The following is a 21,947-nucleotide window of genomic DNA, read 5'->3' on the forward strand; positions in this document are numbered from 1 at the left end:
TTTTTTTATTTTTGTCATGTACTCAGAATCCATTTATAAAAAAAGACAGCTTAACGCTGTCTTTTTTGTGCTTGATTTACGCAAAAATTATTTTTGGTAAACCGCTCTTAATACTTGTTTAAAATAAGCAAAAGCATCATCCGCCCCTAACAAAGCTTGTTGCTTTTCTTCATCGCTTAAATTTAACGCATCCAATTGGGCTTTAAAGGCACGCCAATGCGGCATACGACCATCTGGATGTGTAGCCAAATGACTCGCCCCATGATTTTCATCCAGTTCAATTTTGCCGGCTTCTTTGTATAAAATCGCCGCACCGACATTTGACCCTTCGGCACAATATAACCAACCAATACGCTTTGCCCCTGTAGGCTGTGGGCGAGCCACATCAATTTTTGCTGGTTCAACATTTAACGCTTGCATATCGGCTTCGACACGGTCAGCACGCTGTAATGATGCCAAGTCATTGAATTGTTGGTTTAAATCTTCTGCTGTATATAACGGCTTTAGGCTTTGGTGAAATTCATTTTGCACCTGTAAAAATTTGCCATAATTTTCCACACTGGCAAAAGGCTCGCTCGACATCACCGCATGATCCACACTGTCATGCGTCGTACGTGAATGGGCTTTGAGTGCTTCGCTGAATGCTAGCTGTTGTAGCGCTGTCCAATTTTCGATATTTACGATTGAATTCATAGATACTCCGTTGATTTAGGCTGAAGAAAATTTTTTTGAAATTTCCATTAAATTATATTGATAATTATTCTCACTTTCAATATCATTAACATGCATTTTTTTACATTATTGGACTTGAATATGCATAATTTAGACAAAAAATCAGCATTTTTTTACAAAAGTAGCTTAACTGTAGCGATTTTAGTTGCTGTTCAGCTCAGCTATGCCAATACATCGACAACTACTCCACCACCTAATGCAACAAGCAACAATAGCGAAACCGTGCATGACTTGGGTACAATTCAGATTGTTGCCGATGCTAAACAGGAAAAATTAGCCGAAACGGTCAAAACCGCCCAAGAATTATCCAAGGAATTGGTGAATAATAGTCAAGATTTGGTGCGTTATAATAATGAAGTCGATGTGGCTGAAGTAGGTCGTTATGGCAATAAAGGCTTTGCAATTCGTGGTGTAGATGGCAATCGTGTCGCCATGAACATTGACGGCATCGCTCTACCAGAAGCCGAAGCCAACGAAATTTATGCCCCTTATGGCTATATGTATGAAGGGCGTTTTAATCCCGATGTAGAAATGATGCGGTCGGTACGCATTACCGCAGGTGCGGATAGTTTGACCAGTGGCTCTGGTGCGGTCGGTGGTGCGGTGAGTTATGATACAAAAATGCCGCACGATTTATTACAAGATGGCAAAAATCTAGGTGGCTATGTTAAGACTGGATATGCCAATAAAAATGAAGAATTACTCAGTGCCGTTGGCTTAGCAGGTGTATGGAATCAGGCTGAGTTTTTAGTCAATTATGCACAACGTAATGGCAGTGAAACCAGAAACCACAATATGCGACCTTCTGATCGTGTGCGTATCAGCCCAAACTATATATTTAACGAAGAAGAAATGCCTGCTGCCAATTCTAGCCGCTCGCTTATCTACCCAAATCCTTTGGACTATAAACGTGAAAGTGCTTTGGCCAAATTTTACTATAATCTGAATGATAGTCATCGTATCGGTCTGCAAGGCTACTGGCAACAACAGCGTAATGACATGAATACAGACAGTGCCAATGCAACATCAGGCTCTCGTTTGGGTGGTACTACACGCAGAGCACACGATAAGGAACAAATGCAAAGCTATGGTTTGAGTTATCGCTATCAGCCTGATGCTGTGCCTTTTTTGGAAAGTGTAAATATCGATTATAATCGTAGCAAAGTGCAAGGCATTGCTGATACATGGATTTATGACCGTGAATTTGCGTGTTCTGACCCAAAAGTATCCTCTTGGCGTTGTACTGATGCGGGACATCAAATGGTATTGGCAAAAGATGGGGTCACATTATCAAACCGTGAATACCGCCCTACTCAGACCAATGCAGACCAATTCAGCTTAAAACTAGCATTACAGCCGATTGACTTAAATCGTTTTGGTGAACATAAACTTGCATTCAATACCGATTTTGTACGTCAAGACTATCAGATTTCTGGCATTTATTTAGGCTATAAAACGATTGCTGACCATTTATCAGCGACTTTCCCTGATGCAAAGAAAAAGCATTATCATTTCACCGTGACAGATAATGTTCAAATCAATGACTGTTTAAAAGCGACATTAGGCTTGCGTTATGACAATTATCATTATCAGCCTTACTTACAGAACAACACTTATGGATTCAGTGAAATTGATCTGACACAACGTATCTGCAAAAACGAGTTTAATAGCACGCTCTACTGTGCCAATTATCGTGCAGGAAAATCTATGCCAAAGAGTCGCTTTAATCATTTTACTTATGCAGGTAGCTTAGATTGGGCAGCGATTCCAGATCGATTAAATGTACGTTATAAAGCGGGTACGGGCTTTTTAGCTCCAACTGTGACACAAATTTATAGTCAGTTTGAGGGTTTGGGTGCAAGACAAGTGCCTAACTATAATTTAAAACCTGAGAAATCATTTAACCAAGAACTTGAGTTGCAATATAAACCAACAGATGATTTGACACTTACTGTTGGTGGATATTATACAAAATACCGTGACTTTATTCACACCAGATACTGGCGTGGTGCAACCAATCATTGTACCAATAGATTGACGTGTATGCAGTCAATGAACTTAGATGATGCACAAGTGAAAGGCTTGAAATTGGGTCTTGATAGCAACGTATCTCGCTTGTTCAAACTCAATGGCGATTTAAGTCTTTCTGTCAATTATCATACAGCACAAGATAAAGCCATTATTGACAGTGATAGTAGCGGCAAAAAAACCATTAATACTTTGGCAGCTGTGCCAAACAGTTTGATGTTCTCAGCAGATTACTTATCACCTGACCAAAGTTGGGAGCTTCACGGAAAAATGCGTGTCTTGTATCGCAAGAAAGCCAAAGATACCAAGACTTTAGAAAGTCGTGAAATCAATCAAGTGAAAGAAACTGAATGTCCAGCAGATATTGCCGCTTATGATGGTTGTGAATATATGGGTTATGAGTACAATGATACTACTGGCAAATATACTCGCACACAAAATACTGTCGTAGGTTATGAAGATTATGTTGATACATATCAACATATTGATCGCAGTAAGACAGCGGTATTGTTTGATATATATGGTACAAAACGCTTTGGTGCTCAGCAGAATTTGAGCTTAAATGCTGGGGTGTACAATATTTTCAATCAAAAATATATCCCTTGGGAAAGCTTACGCCAATTTAACAATATCAATGCAAACACCATGGTTGATATCGGACGTGGTGGTACTGGTCATGGCTTTAATCGCTATACTGCACCAGGACGTAACTATGCAATCAGTTTGGAATACAAATTCTAATCTGGGATGACAATCGATATTTAAAGATAGCTCAATGTCATATTGGGCTATTTTTGATTTTAGCAGAGTCAATACATATTTAAGGCTAAAGTTGAATTTACAAAGATAAAACAAATCCAAGCCCATATATGGACACAAAACTAGCATCTCAACACGATGCTCTTTATAATGTTGTGGTTAATTTTTTGAGTTTTTGGGTAATTTATGCAAATTTATTTAGCAAGAAACAATCAGCAAGCAGGACCATACCGTTTAGACGAATTCAATCAGATGTTACGTGACGGTCAAATTTTGTTTACAGATTTGATGTGGCATAAGGGCATGAGTGAATGGAAAACTATTGGCGAGATGACCCAACAACAATATTCTTATCAACCCACAACACAAACCAATACAACTATTGATTTGCAAAAATCACATGGCACAGACACTTCGACTGCGAACCACTCCAACAACCCTACTCAACCACAAAGTTTTGCTGAACAAATTGGTGCACAGAATACCACTCAACAACATGTCAATCTTCATAAAAATGATCAAGACACCGCCTCTACACAAACAGGTCTTGCCAGTATTTCTCAACGTTTATTTGCAAAAATAATCGATTTATCCTTGTGGATTCCTGCCTCATTTTTTGTCACCGCTTTTATGAGCAGTGCAGACTATCAAAAAGGCTTACAACTTGAAAGCCAAATGACTGCACAGTTATTGAGCGGCAATGCAGAAGCATCGCTACAAACGCGTCAGGCAATTTTGGATCTTGTACCCATGATTGGTTGGGGCAGTATGATTTTGTATATTTTGCTTATGTTGGCTTTGCAGGCTTATCTCATCCATACGTCAGGACAAAGTATCGGTAAAAAAGTCATGCGAATTCAAATCGTTGATGCCGAGAAGCAAACCAATATCGGCTTTGTACGTGGTTTCTTGTTACGCAGTTTATTATTTATCACCCTAAATTGGTTTTTTGCTTTTATTCCTAGCGTAATCAGCTATTTGTTTGCAGTCGGAAAACACAAACAAGCTTTGCATGACAGAGTTGTAAAAAGCGTCGTTGTGAATAAAAAATAAGCATTTAAAATTTCAAAATGCCTTGCAAGGACGCAAGGTTTTATATTTAGTTTCTTATTAAAATCATAATATTATATACAAAAAAACCAATAAGCGATAAAAAATGAGATAACGTTGTAATTTTTTATGGTTTTCCTCCATCTTTATGAGTTTTTTGTTATAGCTAATTTTGGCTTAATCAGTCATAATGTAGCAAATTATCGTGACAAGAAAAGGGCTTTTTTTCTCAAAAAAACACTTTTCATTGCTATGGTTAGCTCATTTCAATGGGTCTCTCTTCACCGAGGTTGTATTATGAGACAAAAGACATTAGCTGTATTGTCTTTGATAACCGCGACACTGCTTTTGGCAGGTTGTGGCGGTGATTTAGTACTTCTTAACTCAGAAGGTCCAGTAGCCAAAGGTTTATCTGGTTTGATGATGACAGCGATTTATGCAATGCTGCTCGTTGTTATTCCATCAATTCTTATGGCACTGTACTTCGGTTGGACGTATCGTAAATCGAACAAAGGCGCAGACTATCAACCAACATGGGCACACTCTACAGCGATTGAAGTTGTAGTTTGGGGTGTTCCAATTATCATTATTGCTTATCTTGCTTACTTGGCTTGGACTGGTTCACATGAATATGATCCATACAAATCACGTGCACAAGATAATCAAGAAGATTTAGTGATTCAAGTCGTTGCTGAACAATTTAAATGGGTATTTATTTATCCAGAGCAAAATATTGCGACAGTGAACGAAGTACGTTTCCCTGAAAAGCATCCTATCGGCTTCCGTATTACCTCTAACTTTACAATGAACTCATTCTTCATTCCTAAGTTGGCCGGTCAAATCTATGCGATGGCGGGTATGCAGACGCAATTACACTTGATCGCAGACAATCCTGGTGTATACCGTGGTTTCTCTGCTAACTATAGTGGCTATGGTTTCTCACAAATGCGTTTCAAAGCACATAGTGTGACCGATGCTGATTTTGCACAATGGGTAGATACCATCAAAGCAGGTCAAGGTGCTTCTATTGTTGTTGATGAAGAAAAAGGTACTAAAGCAATTCAAAAAGGTTTATTAGACAAAACTGAATTTGAAAGTCTACGCGATGGTAACCGTTCTAAGCATCAGATCGAAGCAATTTTGAAGAATGCTGAAGCATCTGGAGACGAAAAAGCGATCGCTGCTGCACAAGCAATGAAGCCGTATCCAACTGCACCGCATCCTGTGACTTATTATTCAAGCGTTGAGCCAAAATTATTCGAAAGTGTAATCAATCACTATATGAGTAATTACCATGGCAAAGACGGTCATGCAGCACATACCACTGATATGCCACAAGCACAAGCTGAAGGCAGTGTTCAGAATACTGTAGAGCAACAACAAGCTGATGTAAACAAGCAAGTTGCTGATAATGCTGTGGCAGGTAGAAGCTCTTTACCAGCGTCTTCTGGAGAGTAAGATATGTCAACATCTTTCTTATTGGGTAAATTAAGTGCCAGTGCAATTCCTTACGATCCTATCGTATTGGTAACCGTTGGCATGATGATCCTAGGTGGCCTAGCGGTTGCTGCGGGGATCACTTACTTTAAACTTTGGGGTTATTTGTGGAAAGAATGGTTTACCACAGTTGACCACAAAAAGATTGGTATCATGTATTTCTTGGTATCGATCATCATGCTATTGCGTGGTTATGCTGATGCATTCATGATGCGTTTGCAGTTATTCCTTGCAGGGCCAGGTGGCGAAGGCTATCTACATCCTGAACACTACGACCAAATCTTTACTGCCCACGGCGTAATCATGATTTTCTTCGTGGCGATGGGTCTAGTTGTTGGTATGTTCAACATCACTTTGCCATTGCAAATTGGTGCACGTGACGTTGCCTTCCCTTTACTTAACTCGTTAAGCTTCTGGTTATTTGCTGGTGCTGCGGGCTTGGTCATGGCATCTCTTGCTTTGGGTGAATTCGCTGCAACTGGTTGGATGGCTTATCCGCCACTTTCTGGTATCGAATATAGCCCAGGCGTTGGTGTAGATTACTATATCTGGGCGATTCAGGTGTCTGGTTTGGGTACATTGCTGACAGGTGTAAACTTCTTTGTGACCATCATTAAGATGCGTGCGCCTGGTATGAAGTTGATGGATATGCCAATCTCTACATGGACTACTCTATGTACGTGTGCATTGATCATCGCAACTTTCCCAGTATTGACTGCAACCATTGCTATGCTTACCCTTGACCGTTATTTCGGTTTCCACTTCTTTACAAACGAGCTTGGCGGCAGTCCAATGCTTTATGTAAACTTGATTTGGACATGGGGTCATCCTGAAGTATATATCTTGATATTGCCAGCATTTGGTTTATATTCTGAAATCGTATCTACGTTCAGCCGTAAACCAATCTTCGGTTACAAATCAATGGTATATGCAACTGTTGCAATTACGATTTTGTCACTTATCGTTTGGTTACACCACTTCTTCACTATGGGTGCAGGTGCGAATGTAAACGCGTTCTTCGGTATCATGACCATGATTATCGCCATTCCTACAGGGGTGAAGATGTTCTCTTGGTTATTTACCATGTATCGTGGTCAGATTACATTTGCTTCACCAATGTACTGGACAATGGGCTTCCTAGTCACTTTCGGTATCGGTGGTTTGACAGGTGTATTGATGGCAGTTCCACCAGCGGACTTCTTGGTACATAACTCATTATTCCTTATCGCTCACTTCCATAACGTAATTATTGGTGGTGTAGTATTTGGTATCTTTGCAGGTTTGACTTTCTATTGGCCAAAAATGTTTGGTTGGAAATTGAATGAAACCTTTAACAAAACTGCGTTTTGGTTTTGGTTCTTTGGTTTCTATTTTGCATTTATGCCATTGTATATCCTAGGTTTTATGGGTATGACACGTCGTTTAAGCACATATGACAACCCAGAATGGACACCTTATATTAATATTGCAATGTTTGGTGCTATTTTAGTGTTAATCGGTACAATTTGCTTAATTTTGTCTGGTATCGTTGGTTTCTTAAAACGTAAAGAAACCATGGATTATACAGGCGATGCATGGGGTACTGGTCGTACATTTGAATGGTCAACCTCTTCACCTGCTCCATTTTATAACTTTGCAACAGAGTTAAATGGTGAACATCAAGACCGTTTTTGGGAAGATAAGCAAAATGGTATCGCATATAAGCGTCCTGCAAAATATGAAGATATCCATATGCCTACCAATCGAGCTGCTGGTTTTGTGCTTGCAATGTTAATCACTATTTTGGGCTTTGCTTTGATTTGGCACATCTGGTGGTTAGTAGTAGTAAGTTTCGTTGCAACGATTATTACGTTTATTCGCAGTTCGTTTACCAAAGAAGTGGACTACTATGTTCCTGCTGCTGAGGTTGAACGTATTGAAAACGAACGTCATGCTTTGCTTGAAAAACACTTGAAGAAGGACTAAGACGATGGCTGACGTAATTCATCACGATCACCATGACGGTCATCATGAGCATGATGATACAGAATTGACCGTCTTTGGTTTTTGGACCTACTTGATGAGTGACCTTATCTTGTTTGGTACACTCTTTATCGCCTATGTCGTGCTAAGTGGTCATGTACCACCTGGCACACCAAGTGCACACGAACTCTTCAGTGAGTCATTGGGCTTTGTACTTGTTGAAACTATGGCACTTTTGATTTCATCAGTGACTTTTGGTTTTGCAGTATTAGCACGTTATAAAAATAACGTAGCTGGTACTTTAAAATGGTTGATTATTACATTCCTATTTGGTGCATCGTTCATCGGTATGGAATTGTATGAGTTCAATCATTTGGTACACGAAGGCTATGGTCCAAGTAAGAGTGCATTCTTATCTGCATTTTTTACATTGGTAGGTACACACGGTATCCACGTCACCTCTGGCTTGGTTTGGATGTTAGTATTAATGTATCAAATCAAAACACAAGGTTTGACACTGCGTAATACTCGTCGTTTGGCTTGTTTAAGCTTATTCTGGCATTTCCTAGACATCGTGTGGATCTGTGTATTTAGTATTGTTTATTTAGGTGGAGTACTTGTATGAGCCATGATGTAAACAACCCAGGTGCAGCACACGGTAGCTTTAAACAATATACCATTGGTTTTGTGCTTTCAGTTATCCTTACCTTAATTCCTTTTGGTATGGTAATGGCAGGTATGCGTGGGGGTGCAGTACTTGCTACTGTTGCCATTGCGGGTATCGCACAAGTATTTATCCAATTGGTGTTTTTCTTACATTTGAATGGTTCCGAGCAACAACGCTGGGATACTATTGCATTTATCTATACCATTTTGACCATCGCAATCTTGTTGATTGGTTCGGTATGGGTTATGAATTACCTACACCTTAACATGATGCTGTAATTAAACATTATGCTAAGACAATATTTATTCCTGACAAAACCAGGGATTCTGTTTGGTAATTTCGTTACGACTTTGGGCGGCATATTACTTGCCGCCCAAGGCGTGACACATCTATCAACAATTTTGATTACGCTGTTGGCGACTACCCTTGTTGTTGCTTGTGGCTGTGTACTCAACAATATCATCGATCAAGATATTGATCAAAAAATGCAACGTACTGCTTCACGTGCTTTAGTCAAAAAAATCATCTCCCCTACCCAAGCATATATTTTTGCTGTGATACTTGGTGTAGTTGGCTTATCTCTTCTGTATTTTTTGATCAATTTACTTGCTTTTGCTTTTGCCCTACTCGGCTTGTTTGTCTATGTGGTTTTATATAGCCTTTGGACCAAAAGAACGACTATTCATCAGACTGTAATCGGCAGTATCTCTGGTGCTTGTCCACCTGCTATCGGATATTGTGCGATCAGTAATCAATTCGATGCAGCAGGCCTCATCTTGTTTATTGGCTATGCATTATGGCAAATGCCACATTCTTGGGGCATTGCAATCTTCCGTTTAAGTGACTATGCACAGGCAGATATTCCAATTTTACCTGTGGCACGCTCGGTACAACGTACTAAGCTCGAAAGCTTAGTCTATGTCATCCTATTTACGCTATGCATGAATGGACTCTTTTTGATTGGGCACAATAATTGGATTTATTTGCTTATTTTAAATATATTATGCATATATTGGATCGTGTTGAGTATCCAAGGCTTTAAAGCCGAAAATGATCAGCTTTGGGCAAAAAAATATTTTTTGTATTCAGTAAAAGTAATCACCATTCTAAGTATCAGCTTTATTTTCACGACCACAACGCCTGATGTCATTTGGCAATGGTAAACATATACATATCAAAAGCTAATTTTTTAAATATCACTTGAAAAAGAGGTCACTTTCTAATAGAATATTGTCTCGCTTTATGCGACTTAAATGTTAATTTCTTGATTAAAACTTTATTTAACTAGAAAACTTTTAAGCCTCCTTGCTTCTGACACCAATGTTCAGGGGCTGTTTAAACCGTAAGGAGTTGACAATGCGTCACTACGAAATCGTGCTTTTGGTACATCCAGACCAAAGCGATCAAGTTGTGGGTATGGTAGAACGCTATATCGCACAAATTAAAGAAGCAGATGGTCAAATTCACCGTCTAGAAGATTGGGGCCGTCGCCAATTGGCTTACCCAATCAACAAAATTCACAAAGCACACTACATTTTGATGAACGTTGAATGTGGTCAAACTACGCTTGATGAATTAGAAGAATTGTTCCGTTATAACGATGCGATCATTCGTAGCCTTGTTATTCGTCGTGAGCATGCTATCACTGAAGAATCTTCTCTTGCGAAAAGTGCCGAAGAAAAACGCGCACGTAAAGCACAACGTGAAGAAGCTCAGCAAGCAACTCAAGAAACTGTGGAAGGCTAAGGAGAACATCTATGGCACGTTTTTACCGTCGTCGCAAGTTCTGCCGCTTTACAGCTGAGAATGTTGCGTACATCGATTACAAAGATATCGACACTTTAAAACAGTACATCACTGAAAACGGCAAGATCGTTCCTAGCCGTATCACAGGTACTCGTGCTCGCTATCAACGTCAATTAGCGTTAGCGATTAAACAAGCACGTTACTTGTCTTTAATCCCTTACACCGACAACCATAAGTGAGGTGAACTGTGGATATTATTCTTTTACAACGCATTAAAAACTTGGGTAAATTGGGCGACAAAGTATCTGTTAAAGCAGGTTATGGTCGTAACTATTTGATTCCTCAAGGTAAAGCTGTTGCTGCAACTGAAGCAAACACAGCGGCTTTTGAAGCTCGCCGTGCTGAATTAGAGAAGCAAGAAGCACAAGTATTGGCTGATGCTCAAGCACGTGCTGCAAAATTGAACGAAGTTAATGTTGAAATCACTGCAAAATCAGGTGATGAAGGCAAATTGTTCGGTTCAATCGGTACTCGTGACATCGCTGACGCTTTGACCAGTGCTGGCTTAGAAGTTGATCGTGCTGAAGTACGTTTGCCAAATGGTGCTTTGCGTCATACTGGCGAATACACTATTGCAATCCAATTGCATCACGATGTAACTGCTGAAGTATTGGTAACAATCGTTGCTGAATAATAGTTAGTTCTACTAATTATTAAAAGAGGCGTATATAGCAATATATACGCCTTTTTATTTACTTATTTTTTAATCATTATTTTAGGCTATACTGATCAATTACCACATATAATTTTTTTAATTTGTGTTGTGGTAAAGCAAGTGTATTCATATTTTTTCCTTGCAATAGATTTTGTAGGCGATGCAAAGTCTTAATAATATCAATTGATTTAGTTGGACCATTCATGAGTAAATACTCCACTAATCTTTGATCAAATTGCCAACCTTGTCGAACTAAGACACCTTGTATCAATGCCTGTCGGTCACTGATTTTTTCACCGTTAGGTAACTCTAGACTAACCGCTTGTGCCAAACGTGAACGCAGATCAGCAATCTGCAATTTGAGCTGAGAAGGTGCATATCTTGATGAAAAAATTAATTGCCCCTGCCCTTCATAACTTAAATTAATTAAATTAAATACTGCTTTTTGCCAATCTAACATACCATCGATTGCTTCTAAATCATCTAAAGCAATTAAATCATAGTGATACAGACTTTCTATTGCTTCACTAGGTGCATTTAACAATTCTAATAAAGGCACTTGGATTGCAGTTTTACCAATATCTAAATAACTGTCGCAAATTGCACGTAGTAGATGCGTCTTTCCTACGCCAGCATCGCCATAAACATAAAAATATTTGATCAAACCCGTGTGTAACTGACGCACGTTGTCGATTACAGCATACCAACTCGGGCCAGCAAAATCTGCTAGATTTGCATCTACGATTGGTTCAATATTAAGCTGTAGTTGTCGCATTACTTAGATCCAAATTTAAAATATTAGGGCGAGATACATCGCTGAGCTTATTTACTGTTTTCATTTTGCTCTGCATCACTCGGCTGTGTTTGATTGACTGTGATAGAAATTTCAGGTGTATTTTGTACTGGAGTATGCTCAGGATTTTGCACAACAGGTTGATCAATCTGAATATCAATATTGTCATTTTGTGTATTTGCCACGGTTACTTGAGTACCATAAAACTGACTATGTTCATAGCTTTCTTTGAAATGTCTTAAAAAGACAACTAACACGGCTGCGACAGGCAAGGCAATCAGCATTCCCACAAAGCCCATAAGCTGAGCACCAGCAAGTACCGCAAATACCACCGCTACAGGAGATAGTCCAATCTTATCACCAAGCAAAAATGGCTGAAGAATATAACCTTCCACTGCCTGCCCCACCATAAACACCACACCAACTAATAGTAATTGCGTCCAATCCAATCCAAACTGGAAAAATGATGCGATAATCGCAGTGATGATACCGACTGCAAAGCCTAGATAAGGAATAATACTAGCAAGACCAGCAACCACACCAATGATGATACCCGTTTCAAGGCCAATCAGCTGCAAGCCAACCGCATAAACTAACCCAAGTAAAATCATCACCAAAAACTGCCCTTTGACAAAAGCACCTAAAACTTGATGACACTCTTGTACGATCGCTACTGTTTTGGCTTCTAATGGACGAGGAATCAGATGCTGTGCCTGAGCTAACATTCTGTCCCAATCTAGTAAAAAATAAAATGCAATAATAGGTACTAGAATGAATGTACCACCGATTTGGATAATACCCAAGCCAGATTGTGCAACACGCAGTAATATGTCTTGTAAACTATAGACTGTGTAATGCGTCTGTACATATTTCAGTGCATCATCAGAAAGTTTATCTAAGTTAATGCGAGACAGTTCAATATTAAAATTCTTAGACATCCATGGAATAGCATGCTTATTGACCCACTTGATCATCTCAGGTACTTTTTCATAAACATAAACCAGCTGTTTCCATACGATCGGCATGATAAACCAAACTACTAGCCCTACAATGACTAAAATACTAAAAAATACAAGTGTCGTAGAGAATGGGCGTGACAAGCCACGCTTTTGCATGGTTGCAACGATAGGACTAAATAAATAAGCAATCAAAAACGCTGCTAAAAAAGGAATAACGACTGGTGATAGCAGATGAATAACATATAAAAAACCAATGATTGTTGCCAATATAAATATACGTTTCAACACTATATCATTCATCATCATTTGCCTTTACGCTATGAAATTTTTAAATTTAATTTTCAAAGCCATACGCATTTTAAAGCGTATACCCCGTGTACTTTGAATCTTGCTAGTCTATGCCGATTGGATAGAAAACGCAATAAAAACAAGCTATTCATATACAATATTCTTGCTTGCTTGAAATATAAAATTTCTTTAAATTTCAAAAGAAACCAACCGTTAATTTGTTGATAAAACTATCGAATAACAATAAATGACTTTGATAAAAACATACACTTCATGCCAAAAATCAGTTAAAATAGCACGAATTTTTTTATTCTTTGAAGTTATCTTATGAGTAATAGCAACCCATCTACTGGTTTAAGTTATAAAGATGCTGGCGTGGACATTGAAGCTGGCGATGCGTTGGTCGAACGCATTAAATCTGTCGCGAAGCGTACAACTCGTCCAGAAGTAATGGGCGGCTTGGGTGGCTTCGGTGCATTGTGCAAGATTCCCAAAGGCTATGAAGAGCCTGTCTTGGTGTCTGGTACAGACGGTGTTGGTACTAAGTTACGTTTGGCATTAAATTTAAATAAACACGATACGATTGGTCAAGACTTGGTCGCAATGTGTGTTAATGACCTATTGGTAACAGGTGCTGAGCCATTATTTTTCCTAGACTATTATGCAACTGGACATTTAAATGTCGACGTAGCAGCTGATGTGGTTACTGGTATTGGTAAAGGTTGTGAATTGGCTGGCTGTGCATTAGTTGGTGGTGAAACTGCTGAAATGCCAGGCATGTATGAAGGCGAAGATTACGATCTTGCAGGTTTTGCAGTCGGTGTAGTAGAACACAGCAAAATCATTGATGGCTCTAAAGTCAAAGCAGGTGATGTGTTGATTGGCTTAGCATCAAGTGGTGCACATTCTAATGGCTACTCTTTATTACGCAAAATTATCGATGTTAAAAATTTGGATTTAGCTCAAATCGTTGATGGTCGTCCTTTAGCTGATATAGCGATGGAACCAACACGTATCTATGTCAAACCAGTTTTGCAATTATGTAAAGAAGTTGACGTACATGCGATGGCACACATTACAGGCGGTGGTTTACCTGGCAACTTACCACGCGTATTGCCAAACGGTGCACAAGCAGTTATTGATGAATCATCTTGGCAGTGGTCTGAATTGTTCCAATTGTTAAAACGTGAAGGTGGTGTAGAGCATTTTGAAATGTATCGTACATTTAACTGTGGCGTAGGTATGGTATTGGCTGTCGCAGCAGAAGATGCACAAAAAACTATTGATGTTTTGCAAGCTCAAGGCGAAAAAGCATGGAAAATTGGTTTTATCCAAGAAAATGCTGATTCTGTTGAAGGTGCTGACGAAAAAATCCGCGTACTTTTCGCTTAATTATAGATATAAGTTGAGTTAAAAATATGCGTATTGCGGTATTGGTATCTGGCAGTGGTAGTAATTTACAAGCTTTAATCGATGCACAAAAAGCTGGACAAATTCAAGCAGAAATTGTTGGTGTACTCAGCAACAAATCAGACGCTTATGCTTTGCAGCGTGCTAAAAATGCCAATATCGATACCGCAATCATCCAACACCAAGATTTTCCTACACGTGCTTCTTTTGATGCAGCAATGCATCAACAACTCATTGATTGGCAAGTCGATATTGTGATACTCGCTGGATTTATGCGAATCTTAAGTGGTGAGTTTGTCACAAAATGGCAAGGGAAAATGTTAAATATTCATCCTTCTCTATTGCCCGCTTATAAAGGTATGCATACACATCAGCGTGTGTTAGACAGTGGTGATGTATGGCACGGATGTACCGTACATTTTGTTACTGCTGAGCTTGATGCAGGACAGGCAATCGTCCAAGGTGTATTAAAAGTCAGCTATCAAGATGACGTAAATAGTCTTAGTCAGCGTGTGCATCAGTTAGAGCATCTTATCTATCCACAAGCTGTAGCTTGGTTATGTAATAGTCAATTAAAGTATATTAATCAATCACATGTTGAATATCAAAAACAACCGCTGAATCATCCTATTCAATTTACGCAGTTATAAAATCTAACAAAAAAGTGACTGGTCAGACATTTATATGTCCAAAAAAAACACAAAAGAACAAAAATGTATCAATTTGGGTAGTATTTTACAGAAAATCTGCTATATTTGTAGCTATCTGATGATTTTCAAGTTGCTTTTGTAACTTTTACTCATTTTTTCACCAATCTATTTTCAAGGATGGACGCCCATGAAAATTACCAATATTACGCTCGCAATTGTTTGTGCAACTTTACCAATGACTGGCGTTTATGCGGCTGCTCTTGACCGTTCTGGTCAGCCAATCGGTGCTTTTTTACAACCAAACAATTATTTTGAAGCTGGGATTTCTGGTCTAAGTGCTGAAGTTAAGGGTGTAGAGGCAGGTACATCAACTGCCAAACGTCCTATCGACAATATGGCCAAAGATTATGTTTTTGGTACAGCTGCTATCAAATTACAACCGACTGAACAGTTTTCGGTAGGTTTGATCTTCGATCAACCATTTGGCGCCAATGCAAGCTACCAAGGTACAAATGATTTTGTATCTAATAATACCAATACTGTTTTACCTGCTGCACAATTGAGTGCATTAGGTGCAGGCACGATTGCTACTGTTGCTAAATCAACATTTGATGGTTTGACCGCTCAACAACGTGTCGGTGCTGCTTTAACTGCACAAGGCGTTAATCTAACCACACCAGCAGGTCAAGCACAATTTGCTGCGACATTAAATTCTTATAATACTAATCCTGCGGTAAAAACTCAGATTGATACAGGTGTAGAAGCTGGTGTTAGAGCACAAGTTACACAACGTGTCAATGCAGGTCTAGCGGCAGCCAATAACAGCTTGGGCAAAGGCGAAACCAAAGTTAAAATTCAGACTGAAAGCTTAAGCTTGTTATTTGGTTTTCAACCAAATCAAAACTGGAATGTCTATGCAGGTCCAGTATTGCAAAACATCAAAGGTGATGTGAGTTTGCGTGGTCAAGCATATAGCTTGTACAATGGCTATGATGCAAAATTAGACGACAAGCAAGCATGGGGTTGGCTAGCAGGCATTGCATACCAAGTACCAGACATCGCTCTAAAAGCTTCTGTAACATATCGCTCTAAGATCAAGTACGATGCTCAATTTGAAGAGAATATGTCAGGTCTTGTTGGTGCATTACCAATCATTAACAACGCACCTAGCTTAGGTGGTCCTGTTGCCGCAGGTGCAATTACTGCTGCACAAACCAAAGCAGGTAGCCAAACTACATCATTTAGTACGCCACAATCTGTAAACTTAGATTTACAAAGTGGTATCATGGCAAATACTGTTGCATTTGCTAACGTACGTTGGGTCAATTGGAAAGATTTTTCAATCCGCCCTTACCTATTTGGTGCAGTGTCTGATGTTGTAGGTAAACTTCCTTCAGTAGGTCGTCCGAATGGCTTTGACTTGGTTGCTTACGAAAAAGATCAATGGTCTGCAAACGTTGGTGTAGGTCGTAAGTTCAGTGACAAGTTCTCTGGTAGCGTATCTGTTGGTTGGGATAGTGGTGCAGGTGATCCCGTATCGACTTTGGGACCAACGAAAGGTTTTTATAATGTCGGTCTAGGTGGACAATATAGCCCTGCGAAGAACTACTTTGTACAAGGCGGTATCAAATACTTCTGGTTAGGCGATACTAAAGCTCAAACTGGCTCACAATTTGGTGGTCCTGGCTACGTTGCAGAGTTCGCTGACAACAAGGCAATCGCTGGTGCTTTAAAAGTTGGCTATCGTTTCTAAGCTTTATATTTGACTATATTTATATTTTTGAATATAAAAATGGCACACTCTCAAAGTGTGCCATTTGCTTTTCTGTAATGGTGTGGTATTGGTGTAAAATATTACATCGCACTGTGTTTTTTATTACTGTATTTCAATAAATAGTGTAAAATTACCATTTATTAATATGTTATCGCTCTTAGCAGGATAGGATTTTTCAAACAGGACTTTATCTATGCAAGCACTTAATCCTTTAGATTTTTTATTTTTGTCCTTAGAAAAAAGACAACAGCCTATGCATGTTGCTGGTTTATTTTTATTTAAATTACCAGACCAAGCAAAAGACACTTATGTCAAAGATCTTGTCGAAAATATTAGAGCCAGTAAATCTATTCCTGTTGCACCATTCAATCAAATTTTAGACGGTGTGTTTTGGAAGACTGATGAATTATTTGATTTAGATCATCATTTTAGACATATTTCTTTGCCCGCACCAAGTGGCTTGGTTGAGCTTTATACTTATGTTTCACAAGAGCACAGTGCTTTACTTGACCGTGCAAAGCCTTTATGGTCTTGTCATATTATTGAAGGTTTAGAAGGCAATCGTTTTGCGATGTATTTCAAAGTCCATCACAGCTTGATCGATGGTATCGCTGCATTACGTTTACTCAGTAAGTCTTTATCATTTGATTCTCAGCAACAATCCATTGTCGCACCATGGGCATTACCACATCATGAAGTCAAAGAACTATCGCAACAAATCAAACCTTCATTATTAAAAAATACTTTGCAATTGGCAAAAAAACAATTACAAGCTACGCCTACTGCGATTAAAGAAATCACGCAAGCGGTTTTTTCAGAACGTGGTAAACATCCCGATTATGTTTCCACCTCTCAGGCACCAGCAACAATCTTAAATCAGCGTATCACTGCATCGCGACGTTTTTCCGCGATGTCTTATGATTTAGCTCGCTTAAAGCATATTGCGAGTACACTCAATGCAACGCTCAATGACATTATCTTAGCATTATGTGCTGGTGCAATTCGTCGTTACTTAATCAATATTCACGAGCTACCAAAACGTCCATTGATTGCAATGGTGCCTGCGTCACTACGCCATGATGACTCAGCACATGGCAATCAAATCACAATGATTCTTGCAAATCTTGCTACACACAAAGATACGCCTTTGGAACGCTTGCGAATTATTCAACGTAGTATGCAACATACCAAGCAACGCTTTAAGCGTATGACACCACAGCAAATTTTTAATTATAGTGCTATGGCGTACGGTCTAACGGGATTGAATGTGCTTTCGGGATTGCGACCAAAATCACAAGCTTTTAACCTTATTATTTCTAATGTGCCTGGCCCACAACAGCCGATGTATTGGAATGGTGCGTTAATGGAAAACTTGTATCCCGTATCAATTGTACTTGATGGACAAGCAGTCAATATAACGATGACCACCTACCTACAACAGCTTGAGGTAGGCATTGTGGCTTGCAGACGTACTGTACCGCATGTACAAACCATATTGCAGTATTTTGCAGATGAGATAGAAGCTTTTGAATATGTATATGAATTACAAGCAAAAAATTAATTCACGCTGCTTATACAAATTACTTTCATAAAAAATACCACTTTCATCCAGAAGGTGGCATTTTTAGTTTGTTTCACGTCACGATACTTTGGGGTGACAAATTATTGATCTGCAAGATCAGCCTCGTCAGCCTGCTCTACCAATTCTTCAATCATGTCGTGTTTGTTAAATTCCTTATACTCAGGCTTGGCTTGATAAGGATTCCACGCTTTTTGTACAGAATCAGCTTTAATGTCATCAACGGTGGTCATCTCAACCTTGGTTGGCATATTGTCAAATTTTACAGTAGTCATGGTACTTTTCCTTGTGTGGCACGGCACACATGATTGGTTAACGAATAACTATAAAATTACACAGCACAAAGACAAACTGCAAGTGCTTTTCAGGTTTTTTTTGTAATCATCCTGTACTTTTTTTAAGCTCTTATATCGAGTTAGCTAAATTAGTCAAACTCAACCGAATGCATTATTTTTAGCCTTTGTAAATTTGTTTAAAAAACAACATATAAGCAAAAATTCATTTCTTGTTCTGGTAGATTTATGCAATAATTGCCATCATATTTATTCATTTGAGCACTCAACTTATGTCAATTTGCTTACAACAGTTCTTACAACAACAATCACATGTTAATGCCGATTTAGCTACGGTACTTTTGAGTATCAGTGTTGCTTGCCAAAAAATCGACCATGCATTACAGCGTGGGGCTTTGGCTGGTATCTTGGGCAGTGCTGAGCAAGAAAATGTACAAGGCGAAACACAGAAAAAACTTGATGTGATCGCCAATGATATTTTGATCGATGCATTACAACGGACACCTGCTGTTGCCGCACTATCATCAGAAGAATTAGACAATATGACACCTGCCAATGCACAAGGTGATTATTTAGTTACTTTTGATCCGCTAGATGGTTCAAGCAATATTGATATCAATATGTGCGTCGGTACGATTTTTTCTATCTTAAAGCGTAACGATCAAAAAACTGATGCCATTGCTACAGAAGCATTTTTCCAAAATGGACGCCAACAAGTTGCTGCTGGTTATGTGCTGTATGGCCCTTCGACGATGCTTGTCTTGAGTACAGGACAAGGCGTGCAAATGTTTACTTTCGATCCTGATTCACAAAAATTCTTACTTACTGTAGAACAAGTAAAAATCAGCGAAGATACGCAAGAGTTTGCGATCAATAGCTCTAACCAACGTCATTGGGAGCCACCTGTACAACGTTATATCGAAGAATTGTTAGCTGGAAAAACTGGCGTACGTGGCAAAGATTTTAATATGCGTTGGGTTGCTTGTATGGTGGGTGATGTACACCGCATCTTAACACGTGGCGGTATCTTTCTTTATCCTTATGATCTTAAAGATCCTAAAAAAGCAGGTCGCTTACGTTTAATGTATGAAGCAAACCCGATGAGCTTTTTGGTAGAACAGGCAGGCGGTAAATCATCTACAGGGCGTTTGGACATTATGGATGTTGCACCAAATGATTTACATCAACGTGTTCCTGTGATTTTGGGTTCAAAGAATGAAGTTGAACGCGTTGCAAATTATTATCATACTTTTCAAGCTTAAAACTTGTTAGCTTTATAAGTTAAGTATAGATTGGAGTTTATTTGATTAGACTCCAATCTTATTTATGTCATCCTATGTTTCAGTCTACTTTATATTCATCACCAAAATGATGAGGTCATGCCATGCAAATCACTACAATTCAATCTAAAGATAATATTAAAATCAAAACCTTACGCGGTCTGATTGAACAAGCAAGTTTGCGTAAAAAGCAACAGCAAAGTGTGATTGAAGGAGCACATTTATTAGAAACTTATTTGGCAAATGATTTACAACCACAAGCGGTTTTCACCACAGAAACAGGTCTAGCACATCCAGAAAATCAGCGGGCTTTGCAGGAGACAACTGCATCGATTTATGTTTTGCCAGAGCAATTATTCCAAAGTATCAGTCAATTAGGTCAATCTTCAGCAATCATGGCAATTATAAATTTGCCAGCAAAAAAATTAGAATGGGATCGTCAGCAAGATACTTTGGTGCTTGATGCAATACAAGATGCAGGCAATGTTGGCACATTATTACGCTCAGCTGCCGCGGTCGGTATTCGTCAAATTTTATGCACTCAAGGTACAGCGAACATTTGGTCACCAAAGGTATTGCGTGCAAGCATGGGAGCAGTCTTTAGTCTTAATATTTTTGAAAATATTGATGAACAACAAATACTGGATGGTTTTGATATTCCAATTTTTGCGACAAGCGTGACCGACGCCAAAAGTTTATACAAGACTGACTTACGCCAAGCTTGTGTATGGATATTAGGCAATGAAGGACAAGGTGTAAAACCATCTCTATTGGCTCAATCTCAAGCAATTACTATTCCTCAGCCTGGCGGACAAGAGTCATTAAATGTAGCTGTAGCAGGCTCAATTTGTTTGTTCGAAATGATGCGTCAGCGACTCGTATAAAATTTAGTTATTTATTTGGATGCTGTCGACGCTATTTTTAAATGAGAGACAACGATATCTGATTAAATTATATCAATTTACTATTTTTTAAACAGAATAATTAGTAATTATATTTTTTTGTGTTAGACTACAAAAACACAAATTGATGTCAACCTTTTTCAGCATAATAACGTTATATGTGTGAGTAGGTTTACTTTATAAGAACAGTCATGCGTTCTAAGTAGCTACTTTGCCACAAAAGGTTGTTTATCGACAAACAATGGTAATCCTATGGCAAATTTTCTTTCAAAAACACACGATGCAGCTTTAACTGAAAGTCTAGCATCTAGTCTTGAGCAACGCTTAGAGCAGTTTATGCATAGCATGTCCTCTCGTGCCTTAGTGATGATGGAAAATGCGTGCCAAGGGCGTGAAGATGTTGCTATGGATTTGGTGCAAGAAGCATTTATTAGTTTGCATCAGAAGTATCCACATAAGCCAATTACTGAATGGTACCCTTTATTTTATACCATTTTGAACAATAAGCTTATGGACTGGCGACGTCGTGAAGCTAGACGTAGTCAGCGTTTTGGATGGTTAAAAGTCAATCCTTTGGCTGATGAAGATAGTGACACACTCGAAAACATTGTTGATGAGCAACAGGTTGATCCGAGCGAGCAAGTCATTGGAAGTGCCACAAATGAAGAAATTCTACAGGCTATCCAAGCACTACCCGTTCGTCAGCAACAGGCATTTATGTTACGCACATGGGAAGGTTTTGATACTGCAACGACAGCCAAAGTCATGGACTGTAGCGAAGGCAGTGTAAAAACACATTACCACCGTGCTATTCAAACGTTAAAGCAACGCTTGGCACATTTAGACGAGCGTTGATGAAGGTA

At 39.0% G+C, this 21,947-nt stretch carries 20 protein-coding genes and 1 pseudogene; 17 read left to right on the forward strand and 4 right to left on the reverse strand.

Annotation, left to right across the window (positions count from 1 at the left end; all coding sequences use genetic code 11):
- Positions 1-87: 87 nt before the first annotated feature.
- On the reverse strand, positions 88-693 hold the full coding sequence (locus ACEYX7_RS01450; protein WP_374802746.1) for a biliverdin-producing heme oxygenase: 606 nt from the start codon (positions 691-693) through the stop codon (positions 88-90).
- A gap of 120 nt (positions 694-813) precedes the next feature.
- Here ACEYX7_RS01450 and ACEYX7_RS01455 point away from each other — a divergent pair, with 120 nt between their 5' ends.
- The 10 genes and pseudogenes from ACEYX7_RS01455 (at position 814) to rplI (ending at position 11,135) form a co-directional block, all read left to right on the forward strand.
- On the forward strand, positions 814-3,501 hold the full coding sequence (locus ACEYX7_RS01455) for a TonB-dependent hemoglobin/transferrin/lactoferrin family receptor (RefSeq protein WP_374900126.1): 2,688 nt from the start codon (positions 814-816) through the stop codon (positions 3,499-3,501).
- A 204-nt stretch (positions 3,502-3,705) separates the two neighbouring features.
- Positions 3,706-4,572, forward strand: coding sequence for an RDD family protein (locus tag ACEYX7_RS01460; RefSeq protein WP_374802750.1), 867 nt, complete (start codon positions 3,706-3,708; stop codon positions 4,570-4,572).
- 294 nt (positions 4,573-4,866) lie between these two features.
- Positions 4,867-5,931 (forward strand): annotated as a pseudogene (gene cyoA, locus ACEYX7_RS01465) (ubiquinol oxidase subunit II); the annotation flags it as partial.
- Positions 5,932-6,030: 99 nt separating this feature from the next.
- Positions 6,031-8,031, forward strand: coding sequence for a cytochrome o ubiquinol oxidase subunit I (cyoB, locus tag ACEYX7_RS01470; RefSeq protein WP_374802754.1), 2,001 nt, complete (start codon positions 6,031-6,033; stop codon positions 8,029-8,031).
- Between the two features lie 4 nt (positions 8,032-8,035).
- The gene (gene cyoC, locus ACEYX7_RS01475) at positions 8,036-8,653 is read left to right on the forward strand and encodes a cytochrome o ubiquinol oxidase subunit III (RefSeq protein ID WP_374802756.1); all 618 of its coding nucleotides are present in this window, start codon (positions 8,036-8,038) and stop codon (positions 8,651-8,653) included.
- Entirely contained in the window at positions 8,650-8,973 is a 324-nt protein-coding gene (gene cyoD / locus ACEYX7_RS01480; RefSeq protein WP_374802758.1) for a cytochrome o ubiquinol oxidase subunit IV, read from the forward strand. Before cyoC ends, cyoD begins: the two co-directional genes overlap by 4 nt.
- Before the next feature lie 9 nt (positions 8,974-8,982).
- Positions 8,983-9,858, forward strand: a complete 876-nt coding sequence (gene cyoE / locus ACEYX7_RS01485; protein WP_374802760.1) for a heme o synthase — start codon at positions 8,983-8,985, stop codon at positions 9,856-9,858.
- Between the two features lie 193 nt (positions 9,859-10,051).
- Positions 10,052-10,441 carry a 30S ribosomal protein S6 gene (gene rpsF / locus ACEYX7_RS01490; protein WP_374802762.1) on the forward strand — a complete coding sequence of 130 codons (390 nt, stop codon included), beginning with the start codon at positions 10,052-10,054 and terminating at the stop codon, positions 10,439-10,441.
- Between the two features lie 11 nt (positions 10,442-10,452).
- Positions 10,453-10,680 (forward strand): 30S ribosomal protein S18, encoded by a 228-nt coding sequence (gene rpsR, locus ACEYX7_RS01495; RefSeq protein WP_087620153.1) that lies wholly within the window; start codon positions 10,453-10,455, stop codon positions 10,678-10,680.
- Positions 10,681-10,688: 8 nt separating this feature from the next.
- On the forward strand, positions 10,689-11,135 hold the full coding sequence (gene rplI, locus ACEYX7_RS01500; protein WP_374802765.1) for a 50S ribosomal protein L9: 447 nt from the start codon (positions 10,689-10,691) through the stop codon (positions 11,133-11,135).
- 76 nt (positions 11,136-11,211) lie between these two features.
- On the opposite strand, the gene ACEYX7_RS01505 is transcribed toward rplI, so the two are convergent.
- Together ACEYX7_RS01505 and ACEYX7_RS01510 are read right to left on the reverse strand one after the other, a co-directional pair.
- Positions 11,212-11,931: a DnaA ATPase domain-containing protein gene (locus tag ACEYX7_RS01505; RefSeq protein WP_374802767.1), complete on the reverse strand. Its 720-nt coding sequence runs from the start codon at positions 11,929-11,931 to the stop codon at positions 11,212-11,214.
- Positions 11,932-11,978: 47 nt separating this feature from the next.
- Complete coding sequence (locus tag ACEYX7_RS01510; protein ID WP_374900134.1) at positions 11,979-13,208, reverse strand: AI-2E family transporter; 1,230 nt, start codon at positions 13,206-13,208, stop codon at positions 11,979-11,981.
- 315 nt (positions 13,209-13,523) lie between these two features.
- On the opposite strand from ACEYX7_RS01510, the gene purM reads away from it, so the two are divergent.
- The 4 genes from purM to ACEYX7_RS01530 all read left to right on the forward strand — a co-directional run bounded on the left by purM (position 13,524) and on the right by ACEYX7_RS01530 (position 18,591).
- Positions 13,524-14,588 carry a phosphoribosylformylglycinamidine cyclo-ligase gene (purM, locus tag ACEYX7_RS01515; protein ID WP_374900127.1) on the forward strand — a complete coding sequence of 355 codons (1,065 nt, stop codon included), beginning with the start codon at positions 13,524-13,526 and terminating at the stop codon, positions 14,586-14,588.
- A 26-nt stretch (positions 14,589-14,614) separates the two neighbouring features.
- Positions 14,615-15,256, forward strand: a complete 642-nt coding sequence (gene purN / locus ACEYX7_RS01520) for a phosphoribosylglycinamide formyltransferase (RefSeq protein ID WP_374802771.1) — start codon at positions 14,615-14,617, stop codon at positions 15,254-15,256.
- A 187-nt stretch (positions 15,257-15,443) separates the two neighbouring features.
- A complete protein-coding gene (locus tag ACEYX7_RS01525) occupies positions 15,444-17,009 on the forward strand; it encodes a long-chain fatty acid transporter (protein WP_374802773.1) in 1,566 nt (521 codons plus the stop codon).
- Positions 17,010-17,223: 214 nt separating this feature from the next.
- Positions 17,224-18,591, forward strand: a complete 1,368-nt coding sequence (locus ACEYX7_RS01530; protein WP_374802775.1) for a WS/DGAT/MGAT family O-acyltransferase — start codon at positions 17,224-17,226, stop codon at positions 18,589-18,591.
- Between the two features lie 101 nt (positions 18,592-18,692).
- Here the strand turns inward: ACEYX7_RS01530 and ACEYX7_RS01535 are convergent, their stop codons facing one another.
- Positions 18,693-18,884, reverse strand: coding sequence for an NF038105 family protein (locus ACEYX7_RS01535; protein ID WP_374802777.1), 192 nt, complete (start codon positions 18,882-18,884; stop codon positions 18,693-18,695).
- A 290-nt stretch (positions 18,885-19,174) separates the two neighbouring features.
- On the opposite strand from ACEYX7_RS01535, the gene ACEYX7_RS01540 reads away from it, so the two are divergent.
- The 3 genes from ACEYX7_RS01540 (at position 19,175) to ACEYX7_RS01550 (ending at position 21,939) form a co-directional block, all read left to right on the forward strand.
- Complete coding sequence (locus tag ACEYX7_RS01540) at positions 19,175-20,164, forward strand: class 1 fructose-bisphosphatase (protein WP_374806628.1); 990 nt, start codon at positions 19,175-19,177, stop codon at positions 20,162-20,164.
- 122 nt (positions 20,165-20,286) lie between these two features.
- Positions 20,287-21,066 carry a TrmH family RNA methyltransferase gene (locus ACEYX7_RS01545; protein ID WP_374900128.1) on the forward strand — a complete coding sequence of 260 codons (780 nt, stop codon included), beginning with the start codon at positions 20,287-20,289 and terminating at the stop codon, positions 21,064-21,066.
- A gap of 270 nt (positions 21,067-21,336) precedes the next feature.
- Positions 21,337-21,939, forward strand: a complete 603-nt coding sequence (locus tag ACEYX7_RS01550; protein WP_374802783.1) for an RNA polymerase sigma factor — start codon at positions 21,337-21,339, stop codon at positions 21,937-21,939.
- Positions 21,940-21,947: the final 8 nt, after the last annotated feature.

Origin of the sequence: Hubeiibacter jixunmingi, assembly GCF_041928215.1 — a bacterium.
Classification (GTDB): domain Bacteria; phylum Pseudomonadota; class Gammaproteobacteria; order Pseudomonadales; family Moraxellaceae; genus Acinetobacter.